General features: G+C 40.7%; 21 protein-coding genes. All 21 read right to left on the bottom strand.

All coding sequences use genetic code 11. The features are described from left to right. The 21 genes from DXD92_RS03410 to DXD92_RS03305 all read right to left on the bottom strand — a co-directional run bounded on the left by DXD92_RS03410 (window position 1) and on the right by DXD92_RS03305 (window position 24269). Window positions 1-7311 carry a tape measure protein gene (locus tag DXD92_RS03410; RefSeq protein WP_118640075.1) on the bottom strand — a complete coding sequence of 2437 codons (7311 nt, stop codon included), beginning with the start codon at window positions 7309-7311 and terminating at the stop codon, window positions 1-3. Then, a complete protein-coding gene (locus tag DXD92_RS03405) occupies window positions 7308-7685 on the bottom strand; it encodes an HK97 gp10 family phage protein (RefSeq protein ID WP_118640074.1) in 378 nt (125 codons plus the stop codon). Before DXD92_RS03405 ends, DXD92_RS03410 begins: the two co-directional genes overlap by 4 nt. A gap of 17 nt (window positions 7686-7702) precedes the next feature. After that, window positions 7703-8668 (bottom strand): N-acetylmuramoyl-L-alanine amidase, encoded by a 966-nt coding sequence (locus DXD92_RS03400; RefSeq protein WP_118640073.1) that lies wholly within the window; start codon window positions 8666-8668, stop codon window positions 7703-7705. 6 nt (window positions 8669-8674) lie between these two features. Continuing rightward, window positions 8675-9241: a hypothetical protein gene (locus DXD92_RS03395; RefSeq protein WP_118640072.1), complete on the bottom strand. Its 567-nt coding sequence runs from the start codon at window positions 9239-9241 to the stop codon at window positions 8675-8677. A gap of 23 nt (window positions 9242-9264) precedes the next feature. After that, window positions 9265-9669 carry a hypothetical protein gene (locus DXD92_RS03390; protein ID WP_118640071.1) on the bottom strand — a complete coding sequence of 135 codons (405 nt, stop codon included), beginning with the start codon at window positions 9667-9669 and terminating at the stop codon, window positions 9265-9267. 112 nt (window positions 9670-9781) lie between these two features. Beyond that, on the bottom strand, window positions 9782-10447 hold the full coding sequence (locus DXD92_RS03385; RefSeq protein ID WP_118640070.1) for a hypothetical protein: 666 nt from the start codon (window positions 10445-10447) through the stop codon (window positions 9782-9784). Between the two features lie 397 nt (window positions 10448-10844). Next, window positions 10845-11162, bottom strand: a complete 318-nt coding sequence (locus DXD92_RS03375; protein ID WP_118640068.1) for a DUF7253 family protein — start codon at window positions 11160-11162, stop codon at window positions 10845-10847. 35 nt (window positions 11163-11197) lie between these two features. After that, on the bottom strand, window positions 11198-13078 hold the full coding sequence (locus DXD92_RS03370; protein WP_118640067.1) for a phage major capsid family protein: 1881 nt from the start codon (window positions 13076-13078) through the stop codon (window positions 11198-11200). 20 nt (window positions 13079-13098) lie between these two features. Continuing rightward, a complete protein-coding gene (locus DXD92_RS03365) occupies window positions 13099-14397 on the bottom strand; it encodes a phage portal protein (protein ID WP_118640066.1) in 1299 nt (432 codons plus the stop codon). 18 nt (window positions 14398-14415) lie between these two features. After that, window positions 14416-14919: a DUF7211 domain-containing protein gene (locus tag DXD92_RS03360; RefSeq protein WP_118640065.1), complete on the bottom strand. Its 504-nt coding sequence runs from the start codon at window positions 14917-14919 to the stop codon at window positions 14416-14418. A 28-nt stretch (window positions 14920-14947) separates the two neighbouring features. Then, window positions 14948-15202: a hypothetical protein gene (locus DXD92_RS03355; protein ID WP_118640064.1), complete on the bottom strand. Its 255-nt coding sequence runs from the start codon at window positions 15200-15202 to the stop codon at window positions 14948-14950. An 11-nt stretch (window positions 15203-15213) separates the two neighbouring features. Beyond that, window positions 15214-15459 carry a crAss001_48 related protein gene (locus DXD92_RS03350; protein WP_118640063.1) on the bottom strand — a complete coding sequence of 82 codons (246 nt, stop codon included), beginning with the start codon at window positions 15457-15459 and terminating at the stop codon, window positions 15214-15216. 8 nt (window positions 15460-15467) lie between these two features. Further along, a complete protein-coding gene (locus DXD92_RS03345) occupies window positions 15468-17201 on the bottom strand; it encodes a terminase TerL endonuclease subunit (protein ID WP_118640062.1) in 1734 nt (577 codons plus the stop codon). Window positions 17202-17262: 61 nt separating this feature from the next. Next, the gene (locus tag DXD92_RS03340) at window positions 17263-18321 is read right to left on the bottom strand and encodes a hypothetical protein (RefSeq protein ID WP_118640061.1); all 1059 of its coding nucleotides are present in this window, start codon (window positions 18319-18321) and stop codon (window positions 17263-17265) included. Window positions 18322-18327: 6 nt separating this feature from the next. After that, entirely contained in the window at window positions 18328-18870 is a 543-nt protein-coding gene (locus DXD92_RS03335; protein WP_118640060.1) for a DUF7211 domain-containing protein, read from the bottom strand. Beyond that, on the bottom strand, window positions 18863-19219 hold the full coding sequence (locus DXD92_RS03330; protein WP_118640059.1) for a phage head-tail connector protein: 357 nt from the start codon (window positions 19217-19219) through the stop codon (window positions 18863-18865). The genes DXD92_RS03335 and DXD92_RS03330 overlap by 8 nt, the downstream gene beginning before the upstream one ends. Before the next feature lie 15 nt (window positions 19220-19234). Next, window positions 19235-19672, bottom strand: a complete 438-nt coding sequence (locus DXD92_RS03325; RefSeq protein WP_243104830.1) for a hypothetical protein — start codon at window positions 19670-19672, stop codon at window positions 19235-19237. After that, a complete protein-coding gene (locus tag DXD92_RS03320) occupies window positions 19656-19997 on the bottom strand; it encodes a hypothetical protein (protein WP_330427563.1) in 342 nt (113 codons plus the stop codon). The genes DXD92_RS03325 and DXD92_RS03320 overlap by 17 nt, the downstream gene beginning before the upstream one ends. Window positions 19998-20299: 302 nt before the next feature. Next, on the bottom strand, window positions 20300-20557 hold the full coding sequence (locus DXD92_RS03315; RefSeq protein WP_118640058.1) for a hypothetical protein: 258 nt from the start codon (window positions 20555-20557) through the stop codon (window positions 20300-20302). A 3-nt stretch (window positions 20558-20560) separates the two neighbouring features. Beyond that, window positions 20561-23638, bottom strand: a complete 3078-nt coding sequence (locus DXD92_RS03310; RefSeq protein ID WP_118640057.1) for a helix-turn-helix transcriptional regulator — start codon at window positions 23636-23638, stop codon at window positions 20561-20563. A gap of 1 nt (window position 23639) precedes the next feature. Further along, window positions 23640-24269, bottom strand: a complete 630-nt coding sequence (locus tag DXD92_RS03305; RefSeq protein ID WP_118640056.1) for a DUF2800 domain-containing protein — start codon at window positions 24267-24269, stop codon at window positions 23640-23642. Between the last annotated feature and the right edge of the window lie 2 nt (window positions 24270-24271).

The raw sequence follows: 24271 nt of genomic DNA, 5'->3' as shown, positions 1-24271 counted from the left end.
TTACACCCTCCTTCCTATTCTCGCCGCTTTAACAATAGTGCTTATTGCGTCTGAAATATTGCTTCCATCGTCGTAAGTTATTCCGTTAATTTGATATGTTGCATGTTCCATGTTACCAATGTCTTTTCGCAACTTATTGATCGCTGATATAACTTCACCTATATCCCCATTTTGATTTTTATAATTCATGGATGTATTGATGTCGTTGAGACTCGCTCTGATTCCAATAGTTTGTCCTGTGCTAAACATTCCATTTAAAGCACTGATTCCACTTCTCGCATTACTTAAGTCAACAACCGGACTAATCGTTGGCTGTGCGTCAATATTGCTATCAATCATACTCAGCATCTGTGCCAAAACACTCTGAGTTGTGCTTGTCGCGGTATCAGCCATTGTTGAAACAGATTTTTTGACCTGTCCTCCGAACATACTTATACCCTGAGCAAATCCTTGTGGCACGTAAGAACCGATCTCTTTAAACACTCTCGATGGGGAATGAATTTTCAGATTCTGTCTCGCAGCGTTTGAAGCCGCAGATGCCATCCGGGCAGCAGCCGAAGCCGCACTTTGAATATTCGCTCTGATTCCAGATGAAAATCCACCAGCCACATACGAACCCGCACTATAAAAACTACTGTAATAGCTTCGCATATTTTTGACCGCTGACGATAAGCCTGACGTGGATCCTGATACAACATTATCATTTTTGCTTTTTATGCCTGAGACAAACTTGTTCATTAATGTCGCACCGATCCCATGAAACATGCTTGCTTTACTACTGAGATTTGAATTCATCTGTGTAGTCAACGCTGTTAATGTCGATAAAATCGTCGCGGTTACTGGTTTCATTCCGTTGAGTAATGACTCCAGCATTTTTTTTCCAGCAGATTCCATTTTTCCAGAAGCGCCATCGAATACTTTAACAAAATCGTCGATATTAGCCTCTGCAAATTTATTTACAGAATCGACGAATGAACTAACGCCGCCAGAATACATTCCAGCAGTGCTGTTAATAACCTCAACAATGGACTTAGCTGCTTCGACCGATGAAAGAATAGATCCTGCATTCAAACCATTAACAGTTTCAGAATAGTCTATCATCGCTTTTCCAAATTCTGTTAATTTTTCTCCAATTCCAGATATACTGTCAACACTGACTAGAAGATTTAGATTGGCCGGGATAGATTCGATGACGGAAACCATCGATTTAACGCCAGGAACAGAGGCTGATATAGCGCTAGGTTTTAATCCAGTTACTGCCGCGGCATACTGTTGCATTCCTTCGCCAAATGGTACTAATTTCTGACCAAAATTTCCAAGATCTTTTCCACCTTGGAATAATTCCCATATACCGCCTTCTGTCGGTATCGCTTCTGCCACACCTATCAGAGAATATGCTGCACCTGCAGATCGGATAATGGCAGTTTCGTCAATTCCCGTTACGGCTTCTGCATATGATTTCATTCCTTCGCCAAATGGTACTAATTTCTTACCGAAATTCCCGATTTCTTTATCACCATTGATTATCGTCCAAAATCCGCCTTCGGTAGGTAACGAATTTAGTATTCCAATAAGTGAATTAGCCGCAACAGCTGATGTTAATATTGATCCAACACTAAGTCCATCCACTGCTTCTGAATACGACTTTAAACCATTTCCAAATGGTATCAGTTTTTGACCAAAATCCCCAATCTCTTTTTTGCCATCAATCAGAGACCAGAATCCACCCTCTACCGGAATTGACTCAGCCACATCTATTAGGGCTTTCGCTGCAACGCCCGAAACTAATATCGGAGCCACACTAAGTCCATCAACCGCTTCAGCATATGATTTCATTCCCTTTCCAAATGGTATCAGTTTTTGACCAAAATCCCCAATCTCTTTCTTTCCATCAATTAATGTCCAAAATCCACCTTCGGTAGGTATTGACTCAGCAATACTAATCAATGATCTTGCGGCTATCGACGATGATAGAATTGATCCGACACTAAGTCCATCAACCGCTTCAGCATATGATTTCATTCCCTTTCCAAATGGTATCAGTTTTTGACCAAAATCCCCAATCTCTTTCTTTCCATCAATTAATGTCCAAAATCCACCTTCGGTAGGTATAGCATTTGCTACATCAATCAGTCCATTAGCTGCTATTATCGACCTCGCTATTGCTTGCGTATCTATCTCTGCCACCGCATCGGCATATGACTTCATACCATATCCGAACGGTATTAACTTTGTACCAAACTTACTTAAGTCCTTATCGCCATCAAATAGGCTCCAGAATCCACCTGTTATAGGAATTGCATTTGCCACATCAACTATTGCACTCGCTGCATCTGCTGACCTAACGATAGACATGGCATCAAGATCAGCAACAATATTGGCATATAATCTCATTCCTTCGCCGAATGGGATTAACTTCTTACCGAAATCTCCAAGATCCTTGTCACCATTGAATAAACTCCAAAATCCACCTGTCATAGGAATTGAGTTTGCAATTCCTATTATGGCATTTGCGGCTAATGTTGATGATATTATTGAACCAGTGTCTATCCCAGATACCGCATCGGCATAATATTTCATTCCATACCCAAACGGTATTAATTTCGTACCGAACTTGCTCAAATCTCTATCACCATCGAATAAGCTCCAGAAACCTCCAGTCACGGGTATCGCGTTTGCTACACCTATGATGGCATTTGCGGCTAGTGCCGACGATAATATCGCACCCGTATCGATATTAGATACGGCTTCAGCGTACGATTTCATGCCTTCACCAAATGGAATTAATTTCTTGCCGAAATCTCCGAGGTCTCTATCGCCATCAAATAAGCTCCAGAAACCTCCGGTTACTGGTATTGCGTTTGCTACAGATATCATCGCATTCGCAGCCGCTGTTGATCCAATAATCGCAGTAGTATTGACTTCTGATGCAATCTCTCCATAATACTTCATACTATATGCAAATGGAACAAGCTTATTTGCAAACTGATCAAGATCTTTACTACCACTGAGTAATTGCCAGAGTCCGCCTTCCGTCGGTATTGCATTTGCAACTGCAACTATCGCATTTGCGGCTAGAACAGAAGTTAGTATGGAACCGGTATCTATTCCACTTACGGCTTCACCATACTGCTTCATGCCTTCTCCGAATGGTATAAGAGCCTTTCCGAACCGGCTAAGATCATGTTTTCCTGAAAAGAATTGTGCGACTCCTCCGGATGATGGTAATACATCTACAACCTTAACAATAGCTTCCGCCGCCGCTGCTGAATTCTCTATATCTCTAGTGTTGAGGCCACTTACGGCTTCTCCATACTGCTTCATTCCTTCGCCGAATGCTGTAAGCTGCTTTGAAAATCGAGAAAAATGATCATTTCCACTGAAGAAAGAAGCTATGGCATCGACAACATTAGTTCCTGCCAATATGAGTATAGTCGCGGATAATGTCTGAATACTTTCAAGTAATGACGAATCTATCTGTTTAGCCCCTTCAACGAAGGTTTGAATATTCAGCATAAACATCGACAAATCGTTTCCAATTCTTGGTAGTGTCGATATAACACCTTCAGCAACTCCGCCTATGATCCCGCCGGTAAACTGTCCAATTGCTGTTCCTATTTTTTGTAGAAAATCGCCACCTTCGGTAACAAGCCATTCAAGGCCAGGAATTTGTGCGATTCCACCAACTACTGCTAAAATCCCAACTAACTCTGCTAAAACAGCGCCAACCCCAGCCAAGCCAGCCATGGCACTTGGTATAAGCGATGTGATTCCTGCTAACGCGTAAATAAGCCCGGTTAAACCAGAAACAGCTAATACACCGATTAATAGATTTTTAGCATCGAGTCCATTCAACGCACTAAAAATTCCTTTTATTACAGAATCGATAAGATGTGTTGCCGCCGCTATCAATTCTGGTGCATGTTCAGCAACTCCATTAATCAATCCTATTGCAAATATTAGCAATGAATCGACAATTTCTGGTGTATATTTCGCTAATGAGGACAGGGATTCAGATATAAGCCTAAGAAAACTTTCTGCCAACTGTGGTGCGTATTCTCCAAGAACGGCTGCTAATTGTACAATTCCTTTTCCAATGATTTCCGTGATTTCTGGTACAAGTCCTAAAATTCCTGTCGTGATAACGCCGAGTCCGGCAACAAGAGCCGTTGCGCCAGTTATGACACTGGCTGATAACATTGAAAATCCAGCTGCAATGGTTGTCAATCCGATCCCAATGCCTACGGTTGCCGCTGCAAATAAAGCAAACGCTCCTGCCAATCCAAGAAGAGTTGGAACCAGAGGCTTTAATATTAATCCAGCAGCACCAAACACCGCAAATGTAGATCCGAGTGTAATTAATGATTGTACAATGGCATTCGCATCCATGTTTCCTAGTGATTCCAGTACGGGAACAAAAATTCGAAGTGCGGCTACTGCAACTAAAAGTGCAGAGGCTCCCTTTTTAGATCCATTCATCGCTTTTAGTCCTATTGAAAATTCAAGCAATGACGTGCCAATGACAGTAAGACCTTTTCCTATCGCTGTCCAGCTCATGCCTCCGAAAGATTTTATTGTTGGAATAAGTGCCGCAAGTGCAGCTGACATCAAAATCATTTGACCTGCAAACTTCGTAATCGATCTCGAATCTGTATCCATGATCTTACATGCTGTCATGAGTATTGTAGTCAGTCCAAGTATACCAGCACCGCCTTTTTTCATTTCGTCCCATGACATTGATGCAATATATTTTCCAACTGCTGTGAGTGCTCCTATGGCAACAGACATCAAAATCATTTGACCTGCAAACTTCGTAATCGATTTACTTTCGGTATTCATAAGCTTTGCGGCCGACACTAATATCGCTACAAGTCCAAGTATACCAGCACCGCCTTTTTTCATTTCGTCCCACGACATCGATGCAATATATTTTCCGGCAACTGCCAATGCAGCAACAGCAGCTGACATCAAAATCATTTGACCTGCAAACTTCGTAATCGATTTACTTTCGGTATTCATAAGTTTTGCGGCCGACACTAATATCGCCACAAGTCCGGCAACTCCGACAAGTCCTTTTTCAATCCCATCCCAATCAAGAGTTGCAAGTATTTTCATTGCGCCTGCTAAAATAACAACAGCAGCTGTAAGACCAATCATCTGAACGGTTTTGACAATTGAAGCTAAACTAGACACGATTCCAGATAGCGGTTTAGTTGATCCACTGTCGATCTTGCTCAAAACAGCCATTGCACCGGTTAATTCAACAAATAATGTTCCAACACTCAGCAGGGATGCTCCGAGCTTATCTGAATCTATTGTTGCTATTACAAACAGTGCTGCGGCAAGAACTCCGACTGCCCCAGCTATCTTGAGTAAGGTATCTGCCTGCAAATTCTTTTGGTATGCCTCGAGAGTATCTTTAACACCACCTAAAATATCCTGTACGCTCTCAAGAAATGACATATTTTCGAAAGTGTCTGATAGTGTATTGACAAAATTATTTATAAGGACAAGAAATCCACTAAAAAGGCCACTATTGAATACTTCGAACATATTCCCTTTTCCGAATGCCTTCGATATGGTTTTTCCAATATCTTCGAAAACATTAACGACTGCACTTCCAATTCCTTTAATCACGCCAAAAAATCCCTGTAAAAATCCTGCAATTCCCTGCAATGTCATGGATTCATCAGCACTTTGCTTTAAGGATTTGCCAAACTCTTTAACCTTTGAAATTCCAGTCGATAATGTATCTATTATTTTAGAAACAACTTTATCAAATAAGTTGCCATCTATTACTGATTCTCTAAGGTTTGCAAGATACTCGCCAAGTGAACTCGTAAAATCTAATAAATCAAAGTTGAACCCTTTAAAATTACTAGCAAACTCTCGAATTCCTTTTACTCCTGATTTCATAGCTTCAATTCCGATATCCAAAACGGAGAAGATACCTTTGAACGTTACCTTTAATTTTTCTCCATTGGAGTCGCTTATTATAAGGCTTTCGGTGAATTTTCTAATGTTTTCGGTAATGTTGTATAACTGTTCAGAAGTCGCTTTCGGAAAAATTTCTCGGAAAGCTTCCTTGATCGGCGATATAACTTTTCCAAGTGCAGTGAAAGAATTTTTAAAAGATTCGATCATCGAGGAACGTCCTCCAAGATCAACCCATCCTTGTATCAGATCATTTCTGGCATCTGCTGATTTGTTAATCATATCGCTCAGAGTATCGGACACACCAGTCCAAAGCTCTTTTGCCTCTTCAAAGTCACCGATAATGAGCTGCCACGATTTAGTCCAACCGGATCCGAGTGCTTCCTGTAAAGTATCGATAAGCTGTGAAAATGTCTTAACTTTTGTTGCCGCATTTCCGGCTGTTCTTGCCAAATCAGCCATCTGCTTCGCTTCTTCTTGAGTGTAGCCCTGATCAACAAATTTCTTTACTGCGGCTTCATACTCCTCGGTAGTATCGGCAGCGGTGGAAAGTTGCTCGAGTGTCTGGGTAAGCACCTCAGTTGTTATCCAACCCTCCTGCAAAGATTCTCTAAAAGATCCCTTAGCAGCAATTGCTGCTTTTGCCCCTGTCTGTAAATGCTCAGATGTTCGAATAAGCGCATCCTGAAATACTTGTCCGCCCATTCCTGCATTAACAACCGAATTCCAATCCTGTAATTTTACACTACCAGCTGCAATAGCCTGAGAAAGCTGATACATAGCGGTCGACGCCTGCTGTGATGTTGAGCCTGATACTGCCGCTAAGTTTGCGATACCCTGAATCGACTTAACAGAAGTATCGAGTTTAACACCAGCCGCCGTAAATGTACCAATGTTTCTTGTCATCTGCGTAAAATTGTATATCGTTTTATCGGCATATGTATTCAACTCATCCAATGCGGCATTTACTTGAGCGATATTTGTGCCATCCTTCTGAGTATTTGCCAGGATGGTCTGAACAGCATCCATCTGAGTTTCATATTCAGCAAAACCATCTTTTAATGGTTGCAGCGTCAATGCTTCACTTATCTTCTTTCCTGCCGAGTACGCCTGATTTGTAAGATTTACCAGCACAGTAGCACCCATAACTCCAAGTGCTGAAAATTTTGCTTGAACGGTTTGTATTCCTGCCCCAAGTCCAGATAGATCTATGCCTTTCGCAGCCATTCCTACATCTTCAAGCCCTTTGGAGGCACCAGATAAATTAAGTTTCTGTTTAAGCTTATCAAGAGTAGACAATGTTGTTGCAACTCCACTCTCGAATTGCCGATTATCAAATCTCATCTCCAAGACTCGATTGTCAATAACTTCACTCATGCCCTAGTGACCTCCTCCCAAGCTTCTTTTGCAATTTTGTCAAAAATAGGTTGGATTGCTGGATTTATGTAATCCCTTCCTTCAACCCAACCACCAGTTCCGGTTCCGTGTCCGTATTGCAGTATAACGGCGATATTAACCCCTTTATTAATGTTCGAGTTAGTAAAGACTAACCGTATGGCAGAATTAGTTTTCTCTATCCTGTATCCCCAAGACGTAGCCGTTTGTCCTGTGTCAATAGGCGTAGCTGCAGAAAGGGCAGCAACACCTTCTTGCGCGTATTTTTCCAATACACTAATTTTTGTTGTATCTTTAATCCGCAGCAAATATTGTGTTGCTTTTGAAAAATCACCCTTATGCCGAAAACTAATCATTTTGTTTTTTTTACCCCTTAAATCTTTTTTGCAAATGCAAGTGAGATCCAGCCAGCACCGGACTTCAGCTTGCCCCATCCATTCTTTTCTTCAACGATCGTGAATGTGCCAATTCCTGTGTGCTTACCGGTTAAGGAATAATTCGTACCAGCACCAGTACGAATGCAAAGATCAGGAATACCAACATATACCTGATATTTGCCGCTATTCGCCGTAGGTTTATTAGCGGATGTGCCACCGATATGTCTGAGAATTGTGCACCATTCTTTTTCACCAATATAGATCCATCCAGCACCGCTCTTCAGCTTGCCCCAATCTCCAGACACTTCTGTTATGGTGAATTTTCCCTTTTTTGTATAACCTTCGAATGTACTATCTTTTGTTGCCTTTTCACGAATGCTGAGATCATCAATGATAACCTGCACCTCAAAAGGTGTCTCCGGATAGTCTTCCGATTTAACGCCAAGCTTAGCGTTTACTTCATTGGCGATCTGACCAAGCCGGCTATAAATGTATTCTCCTGGGCACGCCTTATTTTTAAACCACCGATGGACGGTCATATTCTGTTTGTCCACCTGACCAATAAGTGATTTGTCCGCTCTCCACTTAAGTTCTCGAATTCCATTTCGTCTGCAAATGTCCACACACAGCGCAATAAGTGAATTATAGACTTTACTGTTAATCGCATACGGATCGGTTCTATCGCTCGCGCATTCGATCGTGATTGCTCTATTATCGTTTGATGCACTTGAGGAGCACCAAGATCTATCCCCCTCTGGGACAAATAATCCAATTCGTCCGTCAGTTCCGATGCCATAGTTTGCACTTGCCTCAGCGCTTGGATTGCAAAGCCAATTTCCCATATCTTCTACAGAGGCCTGCGCGGTATAACAATGGATGGTAATCGTATCAATTTTGTGATTTCTCGGACTATTACTGTTCGGAGAAATTCTTGTATAACTAACCAGTGAACTATTACTCATGTTACTTCACCCCTTTGTATTTAACTTTTTCCTACGCGCAGCATTAATTGCCGCATTATCTCTTAAAATTTGCTGTGTACTCCTTTTAGGTCTTGGAGTATTCTTTTTATTACAAATTTTTATTAGCGTAATTAATCTATTGAGATGCCATTTCTCAAATTCAACAGGAATTCCATATGTTATCATCCAATAGTAAATTATTTCCGACGTTATCGGTTCGCTAGGTCCACCACGACCATTTCTACTTTCATGTATATCTGGTGTGGCACTCATAGGTGCATAGATGTATTCTTTTACCATCTCAATATCTTTCTGCGATAAATTGGAATATGCTCGCGGATCAACTTTCTTATTGATGGTCATGCATCGTATGTAATCTAATGTTTCTTCTGCTGTTTTTTCTTTATTGGAATAGAATGGTTTACACCATTTTGACTCCCATTTCGAAAGAGATATTAAGGAATGCTCCAGTTGTAAAGTCTGCTCGTTCATCGGTGGAACAGTCACAAACTCCTCTTTGGATTCATCCCACAACTCGGTCTGTCTTATGGCAGGTACTATTATCTGAAGCATTCCATCCTCCTTGATTTTCTTCGTTATTTATCTTCTTCAGAAGCTTTCTGAGCTTTCATTTTTTCTGAAATCTCTGCCGGCACAATGCCGTTAATAAATTCGACTGCCGCATCTGTGTTCGTTGCAAGCTCCATAAACAGAGTAGAATAAGCCTCTGTCTGCATAAACGCCTCGGAGATTTCTTTCGATTTTTCAAACCGTTTGCCATCCGGGCTTTTGATACCATATGATTTAAGGATCATATCCTTAAAGATTTTGACAAGTGCCGGGGTGTCCTGAGTTGCAATAATTTTGTTTACCATTTCTGTAAAACCGCCGACTGTTCCGAGTTCCATCTCCATAAGCTCAGCTTTTGACAGATTGAAGTAGTAACTTTCTTCTCTTTCAACTCCATTGAAGTCAGCGTATTTGATATCTTTTTTTAACATATGATTCTCCTTTCGAATGTCTGTTCTTCTTTTTACATAAAAAAAAAGCCCCAGCTATCTTTGAAGGGGCTTTTTGTAATCTCTTAAATCCTATGAGTATAACCAACTCACATTAATCTCCGGAAGCTTTCATCAACTGTGCGATTTCATCTGGAAGCGGAAGTCTTGCTTCAGCTTTATCACTTCCATACAGAATGTCTTCAAGAGCTTTGAGTTTTGTTGGATCTGCTTTTGTGGAATCAATCTCGATCGATGCTGTCGGGTTATGTCCAGCCACAGATACCGGAGTTGTCGAAACATCCCAAGAGAATGGATTAACATCTGGACTATCGTTGAGCGAGTTATGCTGCTTCTCTGTAGGAGATGCGGTTGCCCCATAGATCAGATGTAACTTATAACCATGACTAACATCATCAGTATCATTTCCGATCGCTGTTCTATAAGACAGACCAAATGTTTTACGTTTCTGCTGTCCGATGGTTACACCTTTAGCAATCTCGGCAGATCCGTCGCACTCGGCGAATTCATCCGGATATGTATACGCCTCAATTGTTGCAGCATACTCCTCAACAGATCTCAAATTTAAATATTTAATATCATCCGCATATAACGGAGATGCCTCAGCGCCAGATGGCTTATCAGTAATGGACGATACGCCATTCCAAGCAACGCCTTTCGGATATGTTCCACCAATAGCCTGAGTGTAAAGTACAGTTTTACTAACACCAGCCTCATACAGACGTTCGCCGGTGTTATCCCAAACAAGTGTGTTAGGCATTTAAGTTTCCTCCTTATTTTTTTTTTATTAGTCCTGTCACGCCCAGCTTTAATCCCAAACATCCTATCCGTGACGGCCCTCCAAATGTAGGACTAATAGTATAATGTTAATGAGTCGTGATTTAGTTTGTCGGAATTGTAGTGACGATCATAAGAACAATATGGAAGTGACAACAATTTGTCGATAACCGGATTGTCCGGCATTTTATCAACAACGATGATGTTATAGCGAGTGTTTTTTAGATATGTAGAATCATTTGCTTTTTTCGTATCGATTTTCGATTTTGAATATATAATCGCCGGGTAGCTAATCTTTAGCGCCTCCGGAGGCTGGTAATACACATTCGTGCTTCCCAGCAATGTTTCGAGAAGTACCTGCAAATCCATTCGTGTACCCACTACTTATAAACACCTCCAATGCTAAGTATCAAACGAGGATACTGTACTTCGATATCACTCACTTTCCATTTTTCGCCCATCCATTCGATGTAAGCGATTGACGAGCAATGTTCTTTTAGATACGGATCAGCCAAAATGCTTATCTGGTTAGAAAGGGTAATGTCATCATTCACCTTTTCGGAGGTATTCTGTCTTTTCCAATGAGTGCTGCTCACATCACCAAAATATTTTCTTTCGATTATTTGGTCTTCTACCCATAATCCGGGTTCAATTTCACCTGTTTGACAGAATCCTATTTTTCCATACCATTTATTCATTACTTGTCACTCCATTTTGATTTTTGGGCAAAAAATTAAGCCGCCTCCTGAGTCAGGGAAGCGGTCTCGCCAACGAACTCGATTGCTACTGCACCGTATGGCTTAATCATTGCACCAGAGCAACGAGTCTCGATAAGGTATTTCATTTTGTTGTAGTCGATATCGAAGTCGTCAAACATGTTGACAGAACCACCCTTGTCAGCACCAACATTGTAATCGACAAGGTTTACATAGATTCCGCCCAGGATATGTGTCTTAGTAGAAACTTCTCTCTTAAGACCTTCCATAACCGGTACCGGAACGATTTTGCTTACGCGCAGTGCAGTTGCGAGTTTGTCGATAGTATCATAGATAACACGTCCGTTGTTATCTTCCAGCAGAAGGCAATCGGTCAGCATATCCTCACTAAGGAACATTGTCGGATTTCCGGAACCCTTGTAGTTCTTTCTGGATTTCTTGCAAGCCACGATAAATGCCTTTGCTTTTTCTGCATCCGTGGTATCTTTGGTGATTGCAATCTCAGATTTTACAGTATAGACATCATCGTCGGTCCAAATCGGACGAATGTTCTGCTCGTTGATTTTTCCATCAACGGAGCTGCCTCTACCATCTCCAACAAGGATTGCCCGGGCAATTTCCTCGTCCAGCATCATTCTCATTTCTGTTTTCAGCCAGGAAATAACGTCGATCTCTGTAATGTCAATAACATCATCTCTGTCCAGAGACTGGTGTTTGTAAACAGTAACCGGAGTCGTTGTACGTTTCAGCATAGTGAAAACTTCATCTTTTTTCTGGCTGCCTTTGATATATCCCTTTGCTCTCGCCTCATCCTCTGTGATATCTGCGAACACAGATTTGATTCTGGAGAACGGGGTTTTATGTACAGAATTCATGACATCAGAAACCCAGGTTGTATCTCTTTTGATGAAGCCCGGAGTATTTTCAAGCGTTTTTGCATCCGGGAAGAGGTAGTCAAGATGGGTGATATTGTGCTGCAGAAATGTATCCGCAAGGCTGCCATTCCGCTTTGCCTCATCCATAATCTCAACAAACTCGGCATGGCTGAGGGTGTTTTCATCATTTTCCATTTCATTTGCATCGAAAGCGTTGTGTTTCATGTTGTCGTTTCCTCCTTCTTCGTCATCAGCGGTATTTCCAGCGTCTTCGAGCGCCTGACCGATAAGTGCATATACTACCGTTTTCTGCTTTTCAGTGAGAGTATTAAAGACGTCTTCAACTGTCTCTTCTTTATCGTCATCTGCGCTGGGTTTTGCCCCGGCGGTATTATTCTCTTTCGAATCTTCTTTTTTGGCTTCATCAGAAAGAGCATGTTTGATTGCTTCACAAACTGTGTTTCTCTGTTCATCAGTAAGTTCGTTGAACATTGACGCCAGATCATCTGTTTTTTTAGTTTCCACTTTTTCTTCCTCCTTATGTTTGTTCTCAGAATGTAATAATCCGTCAACCGACTCCATACATTCTCCAGAATAGATATACCCCTCTTCATAAGAATCTTCACCATGCATCATGACGGATTCGATCACTGCCCCGGGATTGGCACCTGCAAGAACTAAACTAAGCTCACGAATAACTCCATGAATCACATCGCATCCCTGCTGCTTGAGCATATTCGCATAAATAGACAGGCGATTCACATCACCGTTCTGGACAAGTAATTTTGCATTCTGGCCAGCCTCTGTATTGTTAAAGGTTCCATATGCATATACTCCGTCCTCTCTATTTTCAAGTAAGGCATGTCCCAAAACCTGATCTGGGCTATTATGCTGATGGTTCCACACTAACGGCACGATAACACCATCGCATTCTGCGAATGCATTTTTCTTGATGACTCTGCCATCGGAACATTTCATATTTGCTTTTGTAGCCCAGCCGCCAAAATCATATTTCTTTTCCATTTTGATTTTGCCTCCTGTTTTTATTCGTATCTTGGAATCTGTGATATGGGTGTGTTCATTAAAGACTCAATTGCTCCAGCCTCGTCACCACGTTGTTCTTGATCTAATTGTCCAGACTGCTCTTGCAGCATATCCTTTGACTGGTTCAGATTGCTATTTATCAACATGTCTGCTTTTGGGTCATTGGACGGCTTCATTCCAACAATCTGTCTAATCTCGTTCGATGTCATAATTTCATTTCGAGTGAACTTATCAGCAATGTCTGCTATGTTATTAATCGGGACAAGCTTAAACGGATCGCGGAAGAATTTGATTGTCTGTTTCTGAGATCTTGCTGTTTTCGTTAAGAACTTTCGTTTCATTTCATCAACGATCGCAGATATTATCGGCTCAATTGTGCGATTATTGTAATTTAGAAGCTCCTGCTCGGTGGCAGTACCATCCAGAATTGACTGAGAAATGCCTAACTGACTGTATAGCATGGTTGTCAAATATTCGATCTGTTTCATAAGATTGTTATCGAGAGAACGGTTTAGCTGAGTGATTTTTTCCGTTCCATCGGCATAAGCGATTCCATATTTAGATCCAGCAAGCTGCTCTTCGATCTCCCTACGTCTTTTCTCGGCTTCTTTTCGTCGAGCGTCAGATTTGATAACATATGGAAGCTGAATGATAAGATCTAATTTTCCAGCACCACTCTGCTCATCGACAACGTCAAGAATATTTAATTTTCTGATAAGCCGTTGCATAGTAGAGTTATGCTCGTTCATAACGGCATAAAGTGGATTTTCAATAATAGCGACATCTTTCTTCGCCATAATGATTTCCTCTTTTTGACCCGTTTTTTCGTTATAAACTCTAATCTTAACAGTTGTAGGTCTCCATTCGGTGATTTTTCCAGTTCGCATACTCAGTATATCGAACGAGGATGATGAAGCAGGATCAATACTTGTATCAATTGGAACCAACGCAACACATCCTTCATCAAGCATCGATAGAACGGCGTCTTGTATAAAGGCGCGCCCTGTTTGGTCCAAATTCGCCTCGAGATTTAGACAACTGTTTAGTGGCGAATCTATAACAGAAATAAAACGACCATTGTCATCTACTCGACAATGGTTAATATTGATTGATGAAACGTCCATCGCTATTCTGTTATAGATAGAGGTAACTATGGTTCTCTCATTTCCTCTTGTTAATTTAGGTCTATCAGGTCTCACTGAACTGCCGACACCCATATCGGCGTAATTATAAGTCGGATCACGATTCATAAAGGCATTCCAAGAATGCTTTAACCTTGTAAAAAAACTAACTTCCATTTTGATTTTGCTCCTGTTCTAAGCGGCTATTACTTTTTTAACTGCTTTTCTACCAGTAGCAGCAAGGGTTGAATCAATGTCCGAAATTCCCCTATTGAAAATTTCCTGCATTTTTAAATTTTTATTGATATATGCCTGTGTCTTCGTGGACTTTGTCTGAAGAGCGCGTGCTCTGGCATGATATTTTCCAGCTTTGTATGCGTACCTTTCAGATCTCTTCTGAGATGCTAAAAAGCCGTACTGTTTCTTATCATATTTTGCAGATTTTCGATCAAGCTTGGCAGCCTTCACATCGTTCCGTAAAATCTGTTTATCTCTTTTTTTCTGTAACTTGGCATTTTTGCTTTCAAGTTTTGCAATTTTATTGAGAGATTTTGTTCGGTGGCTGTTCAGAGATGCAATAGCTTTATTACGTCCTTCAGAGCTGGTCGCCTTAGATAAACTTTTAGTGGCCCTACGGACTCCCCATTTCATTCCGAGGACGCCGTAGTGGTAAAGTTCATCGCTGTTATATACTTCCATAATGTTTATTTCGCCTCCTCACCTATGATTATCTGTTTAGATACTTTTCAAAAGCCTTCCTTCCTTTTTTTTTAATGTTTTTGGTAGTGGCTTTCTTCATCTGCTTCAAATTTCTTTTGATGATATCTCTTGCTGGTTCGTTTTTTTTTTTTTTTGTAATATAAAGATACTCCGGCATGGTTATATACATCTTTCGAAACTTTCTGATCCTTATTATGCCGGTCACCTCCGACATAGTATCTCTTAGAAGTTTTCGCTTGATGTTTCCGTAGTATCCAGCCATATCAAACCTCCCTACAGATCAATATTTTCAATAGCCGCCCGGATTTCCAGCATTCTAAGATACTCTCCCATATATCTTTTCTGTTCCATCAATTTTGAAATTGGAACCGTAGGTGTAAAATCAAGAACCCCAGCTTCATTTTTAACTAGCATTTTATGCAGCTTATCATATCGAATTTTTGTCTGATAATATTCTGCTTTGAACCGATCTTTATAATCCTCACTGGTCATAAGATCAATTGTATCTTTTAACTCCATATTTCCTCCTATTCAAATGCGTCTTTATTTAACTTATAGGCAACGTAAGCGTCCATCAATGCCGCAACGCAATCGATTTTATTTTCTCTTTTTCGTTTGTATAATTTTCTATTACCGTTCGTATCCTCCATGGTAATGCAATTTCCCATGGCAAAGGACATGACTTCCTCATCGAACAGTAGCATTCGTTCTTCGGATAATGTTTTTAATTCCCCGAGTGGTACCGATTCTGTTTTTGCTCCCTGAATTACCTTTTCGATGCCATACGGACCATTTTCAGTTTCCCATCTGGTCACAAACTCTTTAGCGTTATACGGATCAAAGCCAAATGCTCTAACATCGTACTGGCAGTCGATGATGTGCTTGTCCAAATCGTCATAAACTTTCATCATATCGAGAATTGCTCCATCGAGAACGATCAAGCTGCCCTCCTTCATAAAATAATCGTATTTTGATCGCATAGCGGAAGGTAGTTTGGCCAAGGTCAATGAAGATATATAGTTTCGAGTTTTGATTCCGAAAGTTCCATTTCTCAATGGAAATAAGAACGTAAACGCACAAAAGTCATCACCCTGAGATAAATCCGCACCCAAAGAACATGGAAGGCTCCAGTAGTCTCTCTTTCTGTGAACTATAGTCTCTTCATATGCGAAGTAATAGGTAAATCCCTCCATTGGAATTCCAAAACGTTTTGCAAGTATATCATTTCTCGTTGCAGGAGCCTGTTCGGCTCTGTCAACATCAAGTTGATATACTTCGTACTTAACAGTCTTTCCGAGATTCGGATTCGCCTTGATCCACATAGCAGGATCTGCAACTTCATCTACTGAATCCAGCTTATACCACCATATCGAGACATGGGGATTGGTATACTCATTTCTAAGAATTTTTGATAATTCCATTTTGATTGTATCGCCACTGCCGTTTCGTACAGTTCCCTCTGAACTGATAGCGACGATCAAATAATCATCGTTCTTAGAAGCGCCCTGTTCCAGCGCTCCAATTACATCCTCGCGGACATCTCCAGAAAGCCACTCATCCACGGTGTTGATTTTGCTATTAAGTCCCTGAAGCTTATCGATGCTCATTGGTCTTATCTCAAGCAAGGAACCTGTCAAGAAATTTTCAACACCCTTTTTAGTGCTCGCAAGTTTTTGCCGGTTGGCTCTGGAGCCTGTTGTATTCTGTAGAGATCCTTCTGTTAAAAATTTAAACAATGGCCCTCGTGATCTCGTGATTGAAGTTCTGATTGGCGATAATACTTCTTCCGACTGTTTCATCGTTGGCGCAGTTGTTACCTGATGGGTTGTCGTAGTATCAACATTCAAGAAATAACTCTGAATGCATGATGCGTACATGGACTTCGCGGCGCCTCGAGCGACTATCAAGTATTGCTTATTAATGAGCCGCTTTTTAACTGATCTTCTAACGTATTGTCCTTCATCTGGATCATATACACTTTGTTCAACAAAGTAATACCATCCGAAAATTTGTTCTGCCCAAAGTTTAAATGAATCAAGTAAATGTAAATCTTCGCCATCAGTTAATGTGAGCTCATTCTCACAATAATTAATAAAGCCCTGGATTGCTTGGTCGTCATACCAAATTCCAGGGTTTGCTATAAGATCATCTATTCGATTCATTTCCATCTCAATTTCTTTGCAGATGGGGATTTCTCCTCTAATTACGGCGTCTCTGAAACGCCCATAGTATTTGGGAGTTGCAGTGTTTGACAACGCCATAATTTAATTCACCTACTTCATTTATTGTTTCTTAATTCCGTTAGCAAAGATATACCCAGGCTTATTTTAAATAATCCTTGGTTTTAAGTTCTACATATGAACTGCATTCCGATATTGTTTTATTGCCCATCTTTGTGATCAAGCCTAATGTATTAGCTACTGTTTCTTTTGCGATTCTTTCAGCATTATATTTTTTATACATCTGACTTACTATTTTAGGATTTGTTTCAGATACTGACTGTAATTTCACAGAATCGGTATCAAACACAATCATTGGTCGTTTTGCATGATAACTGGAATATTCTTTATCGTTATAATCCAACAATGCATTATAGCCTTTTTTCTTTAATTCTGAATAGAATCTATCCTGAGCAGCTACTTCCTGCGAATTGTGATTTGTCAGCGAAAGATTTAAAGCTTTATAAACTGCTATTTTTTCACTTTTAGACATCTTTGCAGGATCTTTTTGCAAAGCATTCTGGGCTTGCTTGAATAAAATTTGTTGTTGACCTCGTCTCATTTTACTTTTAGAATCTTCAATAGATGCTACTACATTCTTTTTGAATTCTTTGTCTTTAAGTAAACTAGCTGTTATATATCCCGCGTTCTCATCTGATGGAACTCGTAATTTCTTAGTTGAAGTAATCTTTAGCTGATAAACTTTCATATTATCACTATATGATCGTAATGCTTTTGCATTTGCTAAATCACTTTCCCTTCCAGAAGCCTTTGCCTGCTTTTCTGCCTGTTTTGCTGAAGAATTTGCTCTACTTGTAAGGTTTTTACCAAATAAGCCTATGTATTTATCTGAGTCGCTTTTCTTATATGTTGCATAAAAAGCAAAGTTTTCGAAATCTTTGCTGCTCTGTATTCTTTGAAACGTGGTTCCTTTTTTCAAATATGTGTCGACATATTGCTTGCCCGTTATTTTGGTTTTGGCTATATTGGTAAGTTCAGTTGCCTTCATGCCGGCCAAAGAGCTAACCCTCTTTATGGTCGGCTCATTTCTGTTTGTATAGTATCGTTTAGCCCCAGCCGGGGTGACGGAGCCATCCGCATACTGATATCGCCGAACTCCCCACTTCTGTCCTTTTATACCGTGATGATAAAGCTCCTCCATCGGCAATTACCCCCTGAGTTCTTTTATCGCCAATGCAATTCCTAAGGCAGAGCTCGTGACCGCTAAAACATTGCCAGCAGTTTCAAGTGTTCTGCTAGCGTACTCTCGACCCTTCGACTCTTTCTGTGGATTAAATATATCGTTATACTGTCTTTCCAGCATTGCACGATTTATCTGTGATCGCATCTCCTGTTCAGTCATGCTCGCAAGGTCCATTTTTGGAATTTTACGGTTTTTAGTTGATGTATCTACTGCACGTTTTAAATCTCCAGAAAGATTTCGGCCTGAATCCACCAAGCGCCTAGTTCGCTCAGCATCTTCTTTTACATAACGTTTTGCATCAAATTCAAGATCGGTTCGTCCGTTCTTTTTGGATTTTTTATAGTATTTTCCACTCGAGTTATCATATTCATTAAATTCTTTTTCACGCGCGTCTCTCGCATATCGTCTCTGTCCGGCATTCGTTAGAGAACCGTCTTCATTCTGATATCGTCGGACTCCCCACTTCTGCCCTCTTACGCCATGATGGTAAAGTTCGTTATTATACATTTTGATTTTCTCCCCCATTCAGTTCAGCCTCGAAATTAAGTCTCCACTCAAGTTCGGTAATCATTTGTTTGATTGCTTCAGTTACCGCTGTGCTAAGCGGCGGATCAAAAAGTAGTTTGACTTTCAGATAGACATATGTTTTTACAGACTCATAATCCTCGTTATCCGTAAGAAACTGGTTCCATGTCGAGGTCGCATCTTTGATGCTAAAACCGTTCTTAGGTCCGACTCCCATCTGCCTGAGAATCATAAAGATACTATTGATATGCATCGTGATTACTGTATCGAATACATCATAGTCTTCTGTGATTCCAAGCATTTCCTTTACTGAAGTTAAGATACTTTCCATATTTCACCTCCCATATTAGTGCTTCCATGGGCAAGTATCGTTTTTTCTTCTTTCGGGTACTTCTGCCGCCAGAAAACTGTCATCTCCATAGTGAATTGCATTATGCGTATCATGCGTAACACAAATTAAATACTCTGGATTTAGCAAATAACCAGATGCTGACTCTATATCTTTTAAGGATATCGGATTCATATGGTGTATAAGTATTTTTCCGTATATTTCATATCCATCAAGTCCAAGATCACAACCGTTATCTCTCATGATGATTTGATTTCGAATTCTCTTCCATTCTTCAGATCTATAAAATTTCTGATTTGCATACCGATCAAAACCGAATGTAGCCTCCCCAACTTGCCCATCTAACCGCAAATACTCAAATCTTTCTTTGAACGTCGGCAATTTTATGAGTTCCGAATATTTTCTAATGATATGCGGTTCAATCTCTATACTCATCAGGATCACCATAACCAGAATAATTGCGCATAGCCTTAAGTGCATTTTCGTAGAGAACTTTGACCTCTTCTGCCGATTCTGCAGCTTTTGTCTTTGCGTTTAATAATTCCGTTTCCTTTTTAAGTTTCTCTTTCTCAAGTTCTGCCTTCGTCGTTCCAAGTTTTAAAAAATGAGTGATTACCTGAGAAGAGGCAGTTCCTTCTATAAGCTGACGCTCTGCCAGATCGACTGCAAGAGCTATCATCTGGTTCTCACGAGCCTCTGGAGATAATGCCGGTCTCATCTTCTTAGATCTTTCGGATGAGTTTGACGTTACTTTAGGCATTATTAATGCCTCCTCTCTAGTGATTACTATTTGTTTCATCTGACTTTTTGTCAGTTATACGATACTTAATAGGGTCCACAATAGCGCACAAAACCAGATTATTATGAAAGGAGAATTTATGTACCATTAAATCAAAGCAAAAGAAAAATGTAGCGCCTACGCCATCATGGACTTTATTAAATACCGTATAGGAAAGGCCCTGGAGGAACCAAGGCCCAAAATATCAATTAACCCGCCGGGGAAAATTTAAAGACCCGCGCGATGCAGGAGGGGGGGTAATTTTACAGACCCCTCCCCCTTGTCTAAATTATAAATGGAACATCGTGCTTCACTTTTTTATAGATCCCAAGTGGGTTATAGAGAATAATTTCGTCAATCGCTCGTTCGATTTCGTTATCCTCTTCTTTTTGTGACATGTCATCGCTAAGTTTGGCAATTCTGGCTAAATAAGCTAAACTATAGTAACCTTTTTCCTCGTCAAACTGTCTCCAAGAAGAGAAGTCTTCGATGGGATCAAAAGGATTATCGATTGTTGTCAACATAACTTTCGATTCTGTCATCAATTACACAACTCCTCTCAAATGTTTACTAATTGTTGATGGTGAAACACCAAGTTTCTTTGCAATGTCATCTAATGTATAATTAGATGCTGCCATTGCCTTAGCCCTATTTATCTGAGCCTGACTCAAAGTATTGACAAGTTTTGGTGTTGCACGCTGACGAAGCTTGTCAATGTCTGTTGCAGCAAGAATTCTTTTCAAAGTGTTCTCACTTATTGCTCCAGCTTGAATTGCTTCCCATTCCTTATCAGTGATCTCAATGTTTCTATCTCTTCTTGAAATAGAACCAACTTCCTGTCGATATTTATTCAATGCCTGCTGACTCAGTTTTCTAAGTGTTTCGCCTTTAAGTTCTTCGCCGTTTGCCTCAAAGTATGCTTTTTTCTTAGTTGAAATCTCAGCATTTGCTTTTCTTTGCGCCGATCTTTCTTTAATCTTATTAAGATCAGAATTATCAAGCTTATCCATAAGAGATTTAACTTCGACAGCGTATGTTTTCTTTGCTGTTGACGAATATGGAATCTTTCCAGTATTCACCATTTCGATACGAGCTTTGTTGCCGAGGTTCTTCATCTCATTGGCATAGTCTGCATAAACAAGTTCCATCGTGTGTCTATACTTCGAAACTAGGGTATAAGCATCGTCAGTCTCTGCCATCTTCGTGCTAACTTGCGTACGTTTTTTAACCCGGTAGTCAATGGTCCCATCTCCACTGGTATAGGATACCTCTCCAGTAGCCGGGTCTCTCTTCTCTACTGGGTTATACTTGGCATATGCTTTTGCATCTTTAACATCGTACTGTATAGTCTTTCCTGTGGTGGTTTTAACAGTCATGATGCCGGTCTTCTTATCATAGGTACGGTCTGGGTAGTATAAATCCTCCGCCGTCTTCCATATCTTAGCCCCATCTGGCCTGGATGGGTCGTAATCTTTGCTACCGGGGATGTTTATATGGTATGATCCCTGTCTTTTATCAACACTTGCCTGTCCTTTCGCCTTTGACAGAATCGTAGAAGCACCACCATAAACTTCATTACCATTCTCATCAATATGAGCCTGATACTTTTTCTTAAGGGCGGCAATATTGTTATCCTTTTCACTCGCTTTGTAGTCAAGCTTATGCTTTTCAGCATCGATAACAACCATGCTATGCTTTACCGCGCGGGCAAGCTCGCTATCAGTCGCTCCTGCGAGAGTCATATCGCTAATAAGATTAGAAATTACACCCATCTGAATACCGGTATTCTTCATCTTAGGATACTCATGACCATTCCGATAGTAATGTTCTGTTCCATCGGCATCAACTTTTACTGTTCCGCCATAATCCAATTTCGGATCGAATCCTTCAAGTTCCTTAAGCGGTGGTTTGTTAAGAATCTTGACCTTTCCTTTTGGATCATGAGTAGGAATGCACATGACAGTATCACCATCGAAGTCCGCTCCCGACAACTGATCTGCTATCTTATGATTAATTCCTACCGCATCAACGACATCAGTACCAAGCATTTTTCTTGCAAGCGCGTTTTTATTATTGACAGTAAGGATTGGAATCTCAAACCGACCACCATGTGGATAACGAATGAGTGCAAGCTTTGTTCCATTCTCATAGTTTGGAGCATACACTTCGTTATCCTTTAAGGTATTGATCGGAATTATGACATGATAACGCTGTCCAGGAAGCGCTGCCGCTTTCAGATGTACGGCCGCTGAATCGCAGGAATCCGCAAACTTCTCAAGCATGTGCTTTTTGATAGTCGGATTTGTAATTGACATATACTCGTCAAACTCTGCAAGCTTATCTTTTTTAGCAAGATCAAGCTGCTTCTTAGCCAACGAGAGCGACTGCTTTGCAAGGAACTGAGATGGAATTGCGTTTGCCCATTCATCCCAGTCGCCTTCATCAGCTCTTTTATTGATAAGGCCAAGCTTTTCTTTCCCTGTCTTTTTATCCGTATACCAATACTGGCCACCCTTGTCCGCATCTTTGATGGCTGAGCCAAACGGATTGTCAGGATCATCTTTTTTAATCGGCTTAAGAACAGTGCTTGTCTTATCGCCAAGAGCCGGGGTTCCTCGCTTTTTATTCGTATTGAATACAACATCAACACCGTCCGGCAAATCATCAGAGTATACCGCCATACCTTTAAGATAATGGGTTCCGTCTACAAGAATACGAACCTGCGAATATCTGGAATCTCCAAGAGATAAATCCTGGCAACCTCTACGAAGCTCGATAACTCCATCTTTATCAACACCTTTGAATCCATCGCTTCCTACATCATCCGCATAGCGGACCATAAGGCGCTTCGAATCAAGACTTGTTGGGTATGTAAATTTTTTATGGAAAGTTTCCCCATCATTCTGCGATTCATAGTCTTCGATCGTTTTTACCCGGCTATAATCGTAAATTTCTTTATGTTCCGTCCCAGGCTTGCAGAGAACTTTCTGGATTGTCTGCTGACCTTTCGTATTTACCTGTGGAATTCCGCCAGTGTATACGGGACAACCTTCAGCTTTTTCAAGATAATCCAAGGCAAGATTCAGGCGTTCTTTGGAAATTCCAAGAGATGTTTCAACTCCCGATGTTACATCGAGCATACCCTTTTCGTTGAGCTTTTCTCTAAGAAAGTTTACCGTATTCATTGCCTGATTCATCCGATCTTCAGAACTTGGATTCAGAAGTGACCTTACGGTCGATTCAGATAATCCCATCTGTTTTCCAATCTCTGTGGCACCAAGTCCATCCGCTTTGAGTGATTTTGCTCTCTGAACCTGATCGAGACGTCTTTCATATCCAGCCCAGCTCACCTGTCTACGATATTCGGTAGAGGTAAGGCCCATTGACTTTGCAATCGCATTGTCACCGGTCCAAACTTTCCCATCATCGTCGGTATATGTAAAACCGGCTTTCTTGAGCTCGCTGATTCTTCCAAGGAAATCACCAGAATGCTGATATGGATTCTCACCTGATCCATACGGATATCTTCCGCTGTGGCGAGGTGTGCCATAATGCTCAAGATAGTCATCTTCTCTGTCGGATATGCCAAAATATGATAATATCTCATCTGCAATCGAACTCATGTTAATATACCCCCTCGCTTACTTTATCCAGAAACTCGCTCTTTCGAACGATTTCGTCCATCGTCTTAAGAAGCTCTTCCGTCGTTGGCTTGTGATATAAAATCTCATTGTTCTGATAGATTCTGAGTTCTTTATCGATTTCTCCCGGTTTCACTTTGTATTCCAAACAAAAAAGAGCAGCGTATACGATTAACTGCTCCATCTTTGCTGGCTGAGTTCCAGACTTATAGTCGTGAATTCTCAGAAAATTATTTCTGAAAGAAATCGCATCCGCTGTTCCAAAACAATGGTTTGAATAATATAATGGCTGTTCCGGAGTAAGCTTAAATCCGATAGCATCATTAACGTAATTCAAAAAATTCTCATAGATGCGATCCATATCAATAACATCTCTAGGAATTCCATCACCAAGAACATGCGATAAGACAGTTAATCTATCTCCTTTTTTAAGTTTTAAATTATTACGAATAAGTGTTTCTGCCAATTCATGAAGAGATGTACCCATTGCCGGGGCATATATACTTACTCGTTTTTGAAGTAATTCTTCTTCTGTATATTTCAGCCAATAAGGCTGTGAGGGTGCAAGGAATGCGTGTTTACCTCTAAGATCCGAATGATTATTGAAAATCATTG

Source organism: Blautia sp. TM10-2 (assembly GCF_003480845.1).
GTDB lineage: Bacteria > Bacillota > Clostridia > Lachnospirales > Lachnospiraceae > Fusicatenibacter > Fusicatenibacter saccharivorans.
Note: the sequence above shows the minus strand (reverse complement) of the source record. Positions and strands in the feature narration are given on the sequence as shown.

Coding starts and splice junctions, on each gene's coding strand:
- DXD92_RS03320 (WP_330427563.1), bottom strand. CDS start 19,997: ATGCCTAAAGTAACGTCAAACTCATCCGAAAGATCTAAGAAGATGAGA.
- DXD92_RS03390 (WP_118640071.1), bottom strand. CDS start 9,669: ATGTTAAAAAAAGATATCAAATACGCTGACTTCAATGGAGTTGAAAGA.
- DXD92_RS03395 (WP_118640072.1), bottom strand. CDS start 9,241: ATGCTTCAGATAATAGTACCTGCCATAAGACAGACCGAGTTGTGGGAT.
- DXD92_RS03315 (WP_118640058.1), bottom strand. CDS start 20,557: ATGACAGAATCGAAAGTTATGTTGACAACAATCGATAATCCTTTTGAT.
- DXD92_RS03355 (WP_118640064.1), bottom strand. CDS start 15,202: ATGGCTGGATACTACGGAAACATCAAGCGAAAACTTCTAAGAGATACT.
- DXD92_RS03400 (WP_118640073.1), bottom strand. CDS start 8,668: ATGAGTAATAGTTCACTGGTTAGTTATACAAGAATTTCTCCGAACAGT.
- DXD92_RS03405 (WP_118640074.1), bottom strand. CDS start 7,685: ATGATTAGTTTTCGGCATAAGGGTGATTTTTCAAAAGCAACACAATAT.
- DXD92_RS03350 (WP_118640063.1), bottom strand. CDS start 15,459: ATGGAGTTAAAAGATACAATTGATCTTATGACCAGTGAGGATTATAAA.
- DXD92_RS03370 (WP_118640067.1), bottom strand. CDS start 13,078: ATGGAAAAGAAATATGATTTTGGCGGCTGGGCTACAAAAGCAAATATG.
- DXD92_RS03340 (WP_118640061.1), bottom strand. CDS start 18,321: ATGGAGGAGCTTTATCATCACGGTATAAAAGGACAGAAGTGGGGAGTT.
- DXD92_RS03375 (WP_118640068.1), bottom strand. CDS start 11,162: ATGAATAAATGGTATGGAAAAATAGGATTCTGTCAAACAGGTGAAATT.
- DXD92_RS03310 (WP_118640057.1), bottom strand. CDS start 23,638: ATGAGTTCGATTGCAGATGAGATATTATCATATTTTGGCATATCCGAC.
- DXD92_RS03345 (WP_118640062.1), bottom strand. CDS start 17,201: ATGGCGTTGTCAAACACTGCAACTCCCAAATACTATGGGCGTTTCAGA.
- DXD92_RS03335 (WP_118640060.1), bottom strand. CDS start 18,870: ATGTATAATAACGAACTTTACCATCATGGCGTAAGAGGGCAGAAGTGG.
- DXD92_RS03410 (WP_118640075.1), bottom strand. CDS start 7,311: ATGAGTGAAGTTATTGACAATCGAGTCTTGGAGATGAGATTTGATAAT.
- DXD92_RS03360 (WP_118640065.1), bottom strand. CDS start 14,919: ATGGAAGTATATAACAGCGATGAACTTTACCACTACGGCGTCCTCGGA.
- DXD92_RS03325 (WP_243104830.1), bottom strand. CDS start 19,672: ATGAGTATAGAGATTGAACCGCATATCATTAGAAAATATTCGGAACTC.
- DXD92_RS03330 (WP_118640059.1), bottom strand. CDS start 19,219: ATGGAAAGTATCTTAACTTCAGTAAAGGAAATGCTTGGAATCACAGAA.
- DXD92_RS03305 (WP_118640056.1), bottom strand. CDS start 24,269: ATGATTTTCAATAATCATTCGGATCTTAGAGGTAAACACGCATTCCTT.
- DXD92_RS03385 (WP_118640070.1), bottom strand. CDS start 10,447: ATGCCTAACACACTTGTTTGGGATAACACCGGCGAACGTCTGTATGAG.
- DXD92_RS03365 (WP_118640066.1), bottom strand. CDS start 14,397: ATGGAAGTTAGTTTTTTTACAAGGTTAAAGCATTCTTGGAATGCCTTT.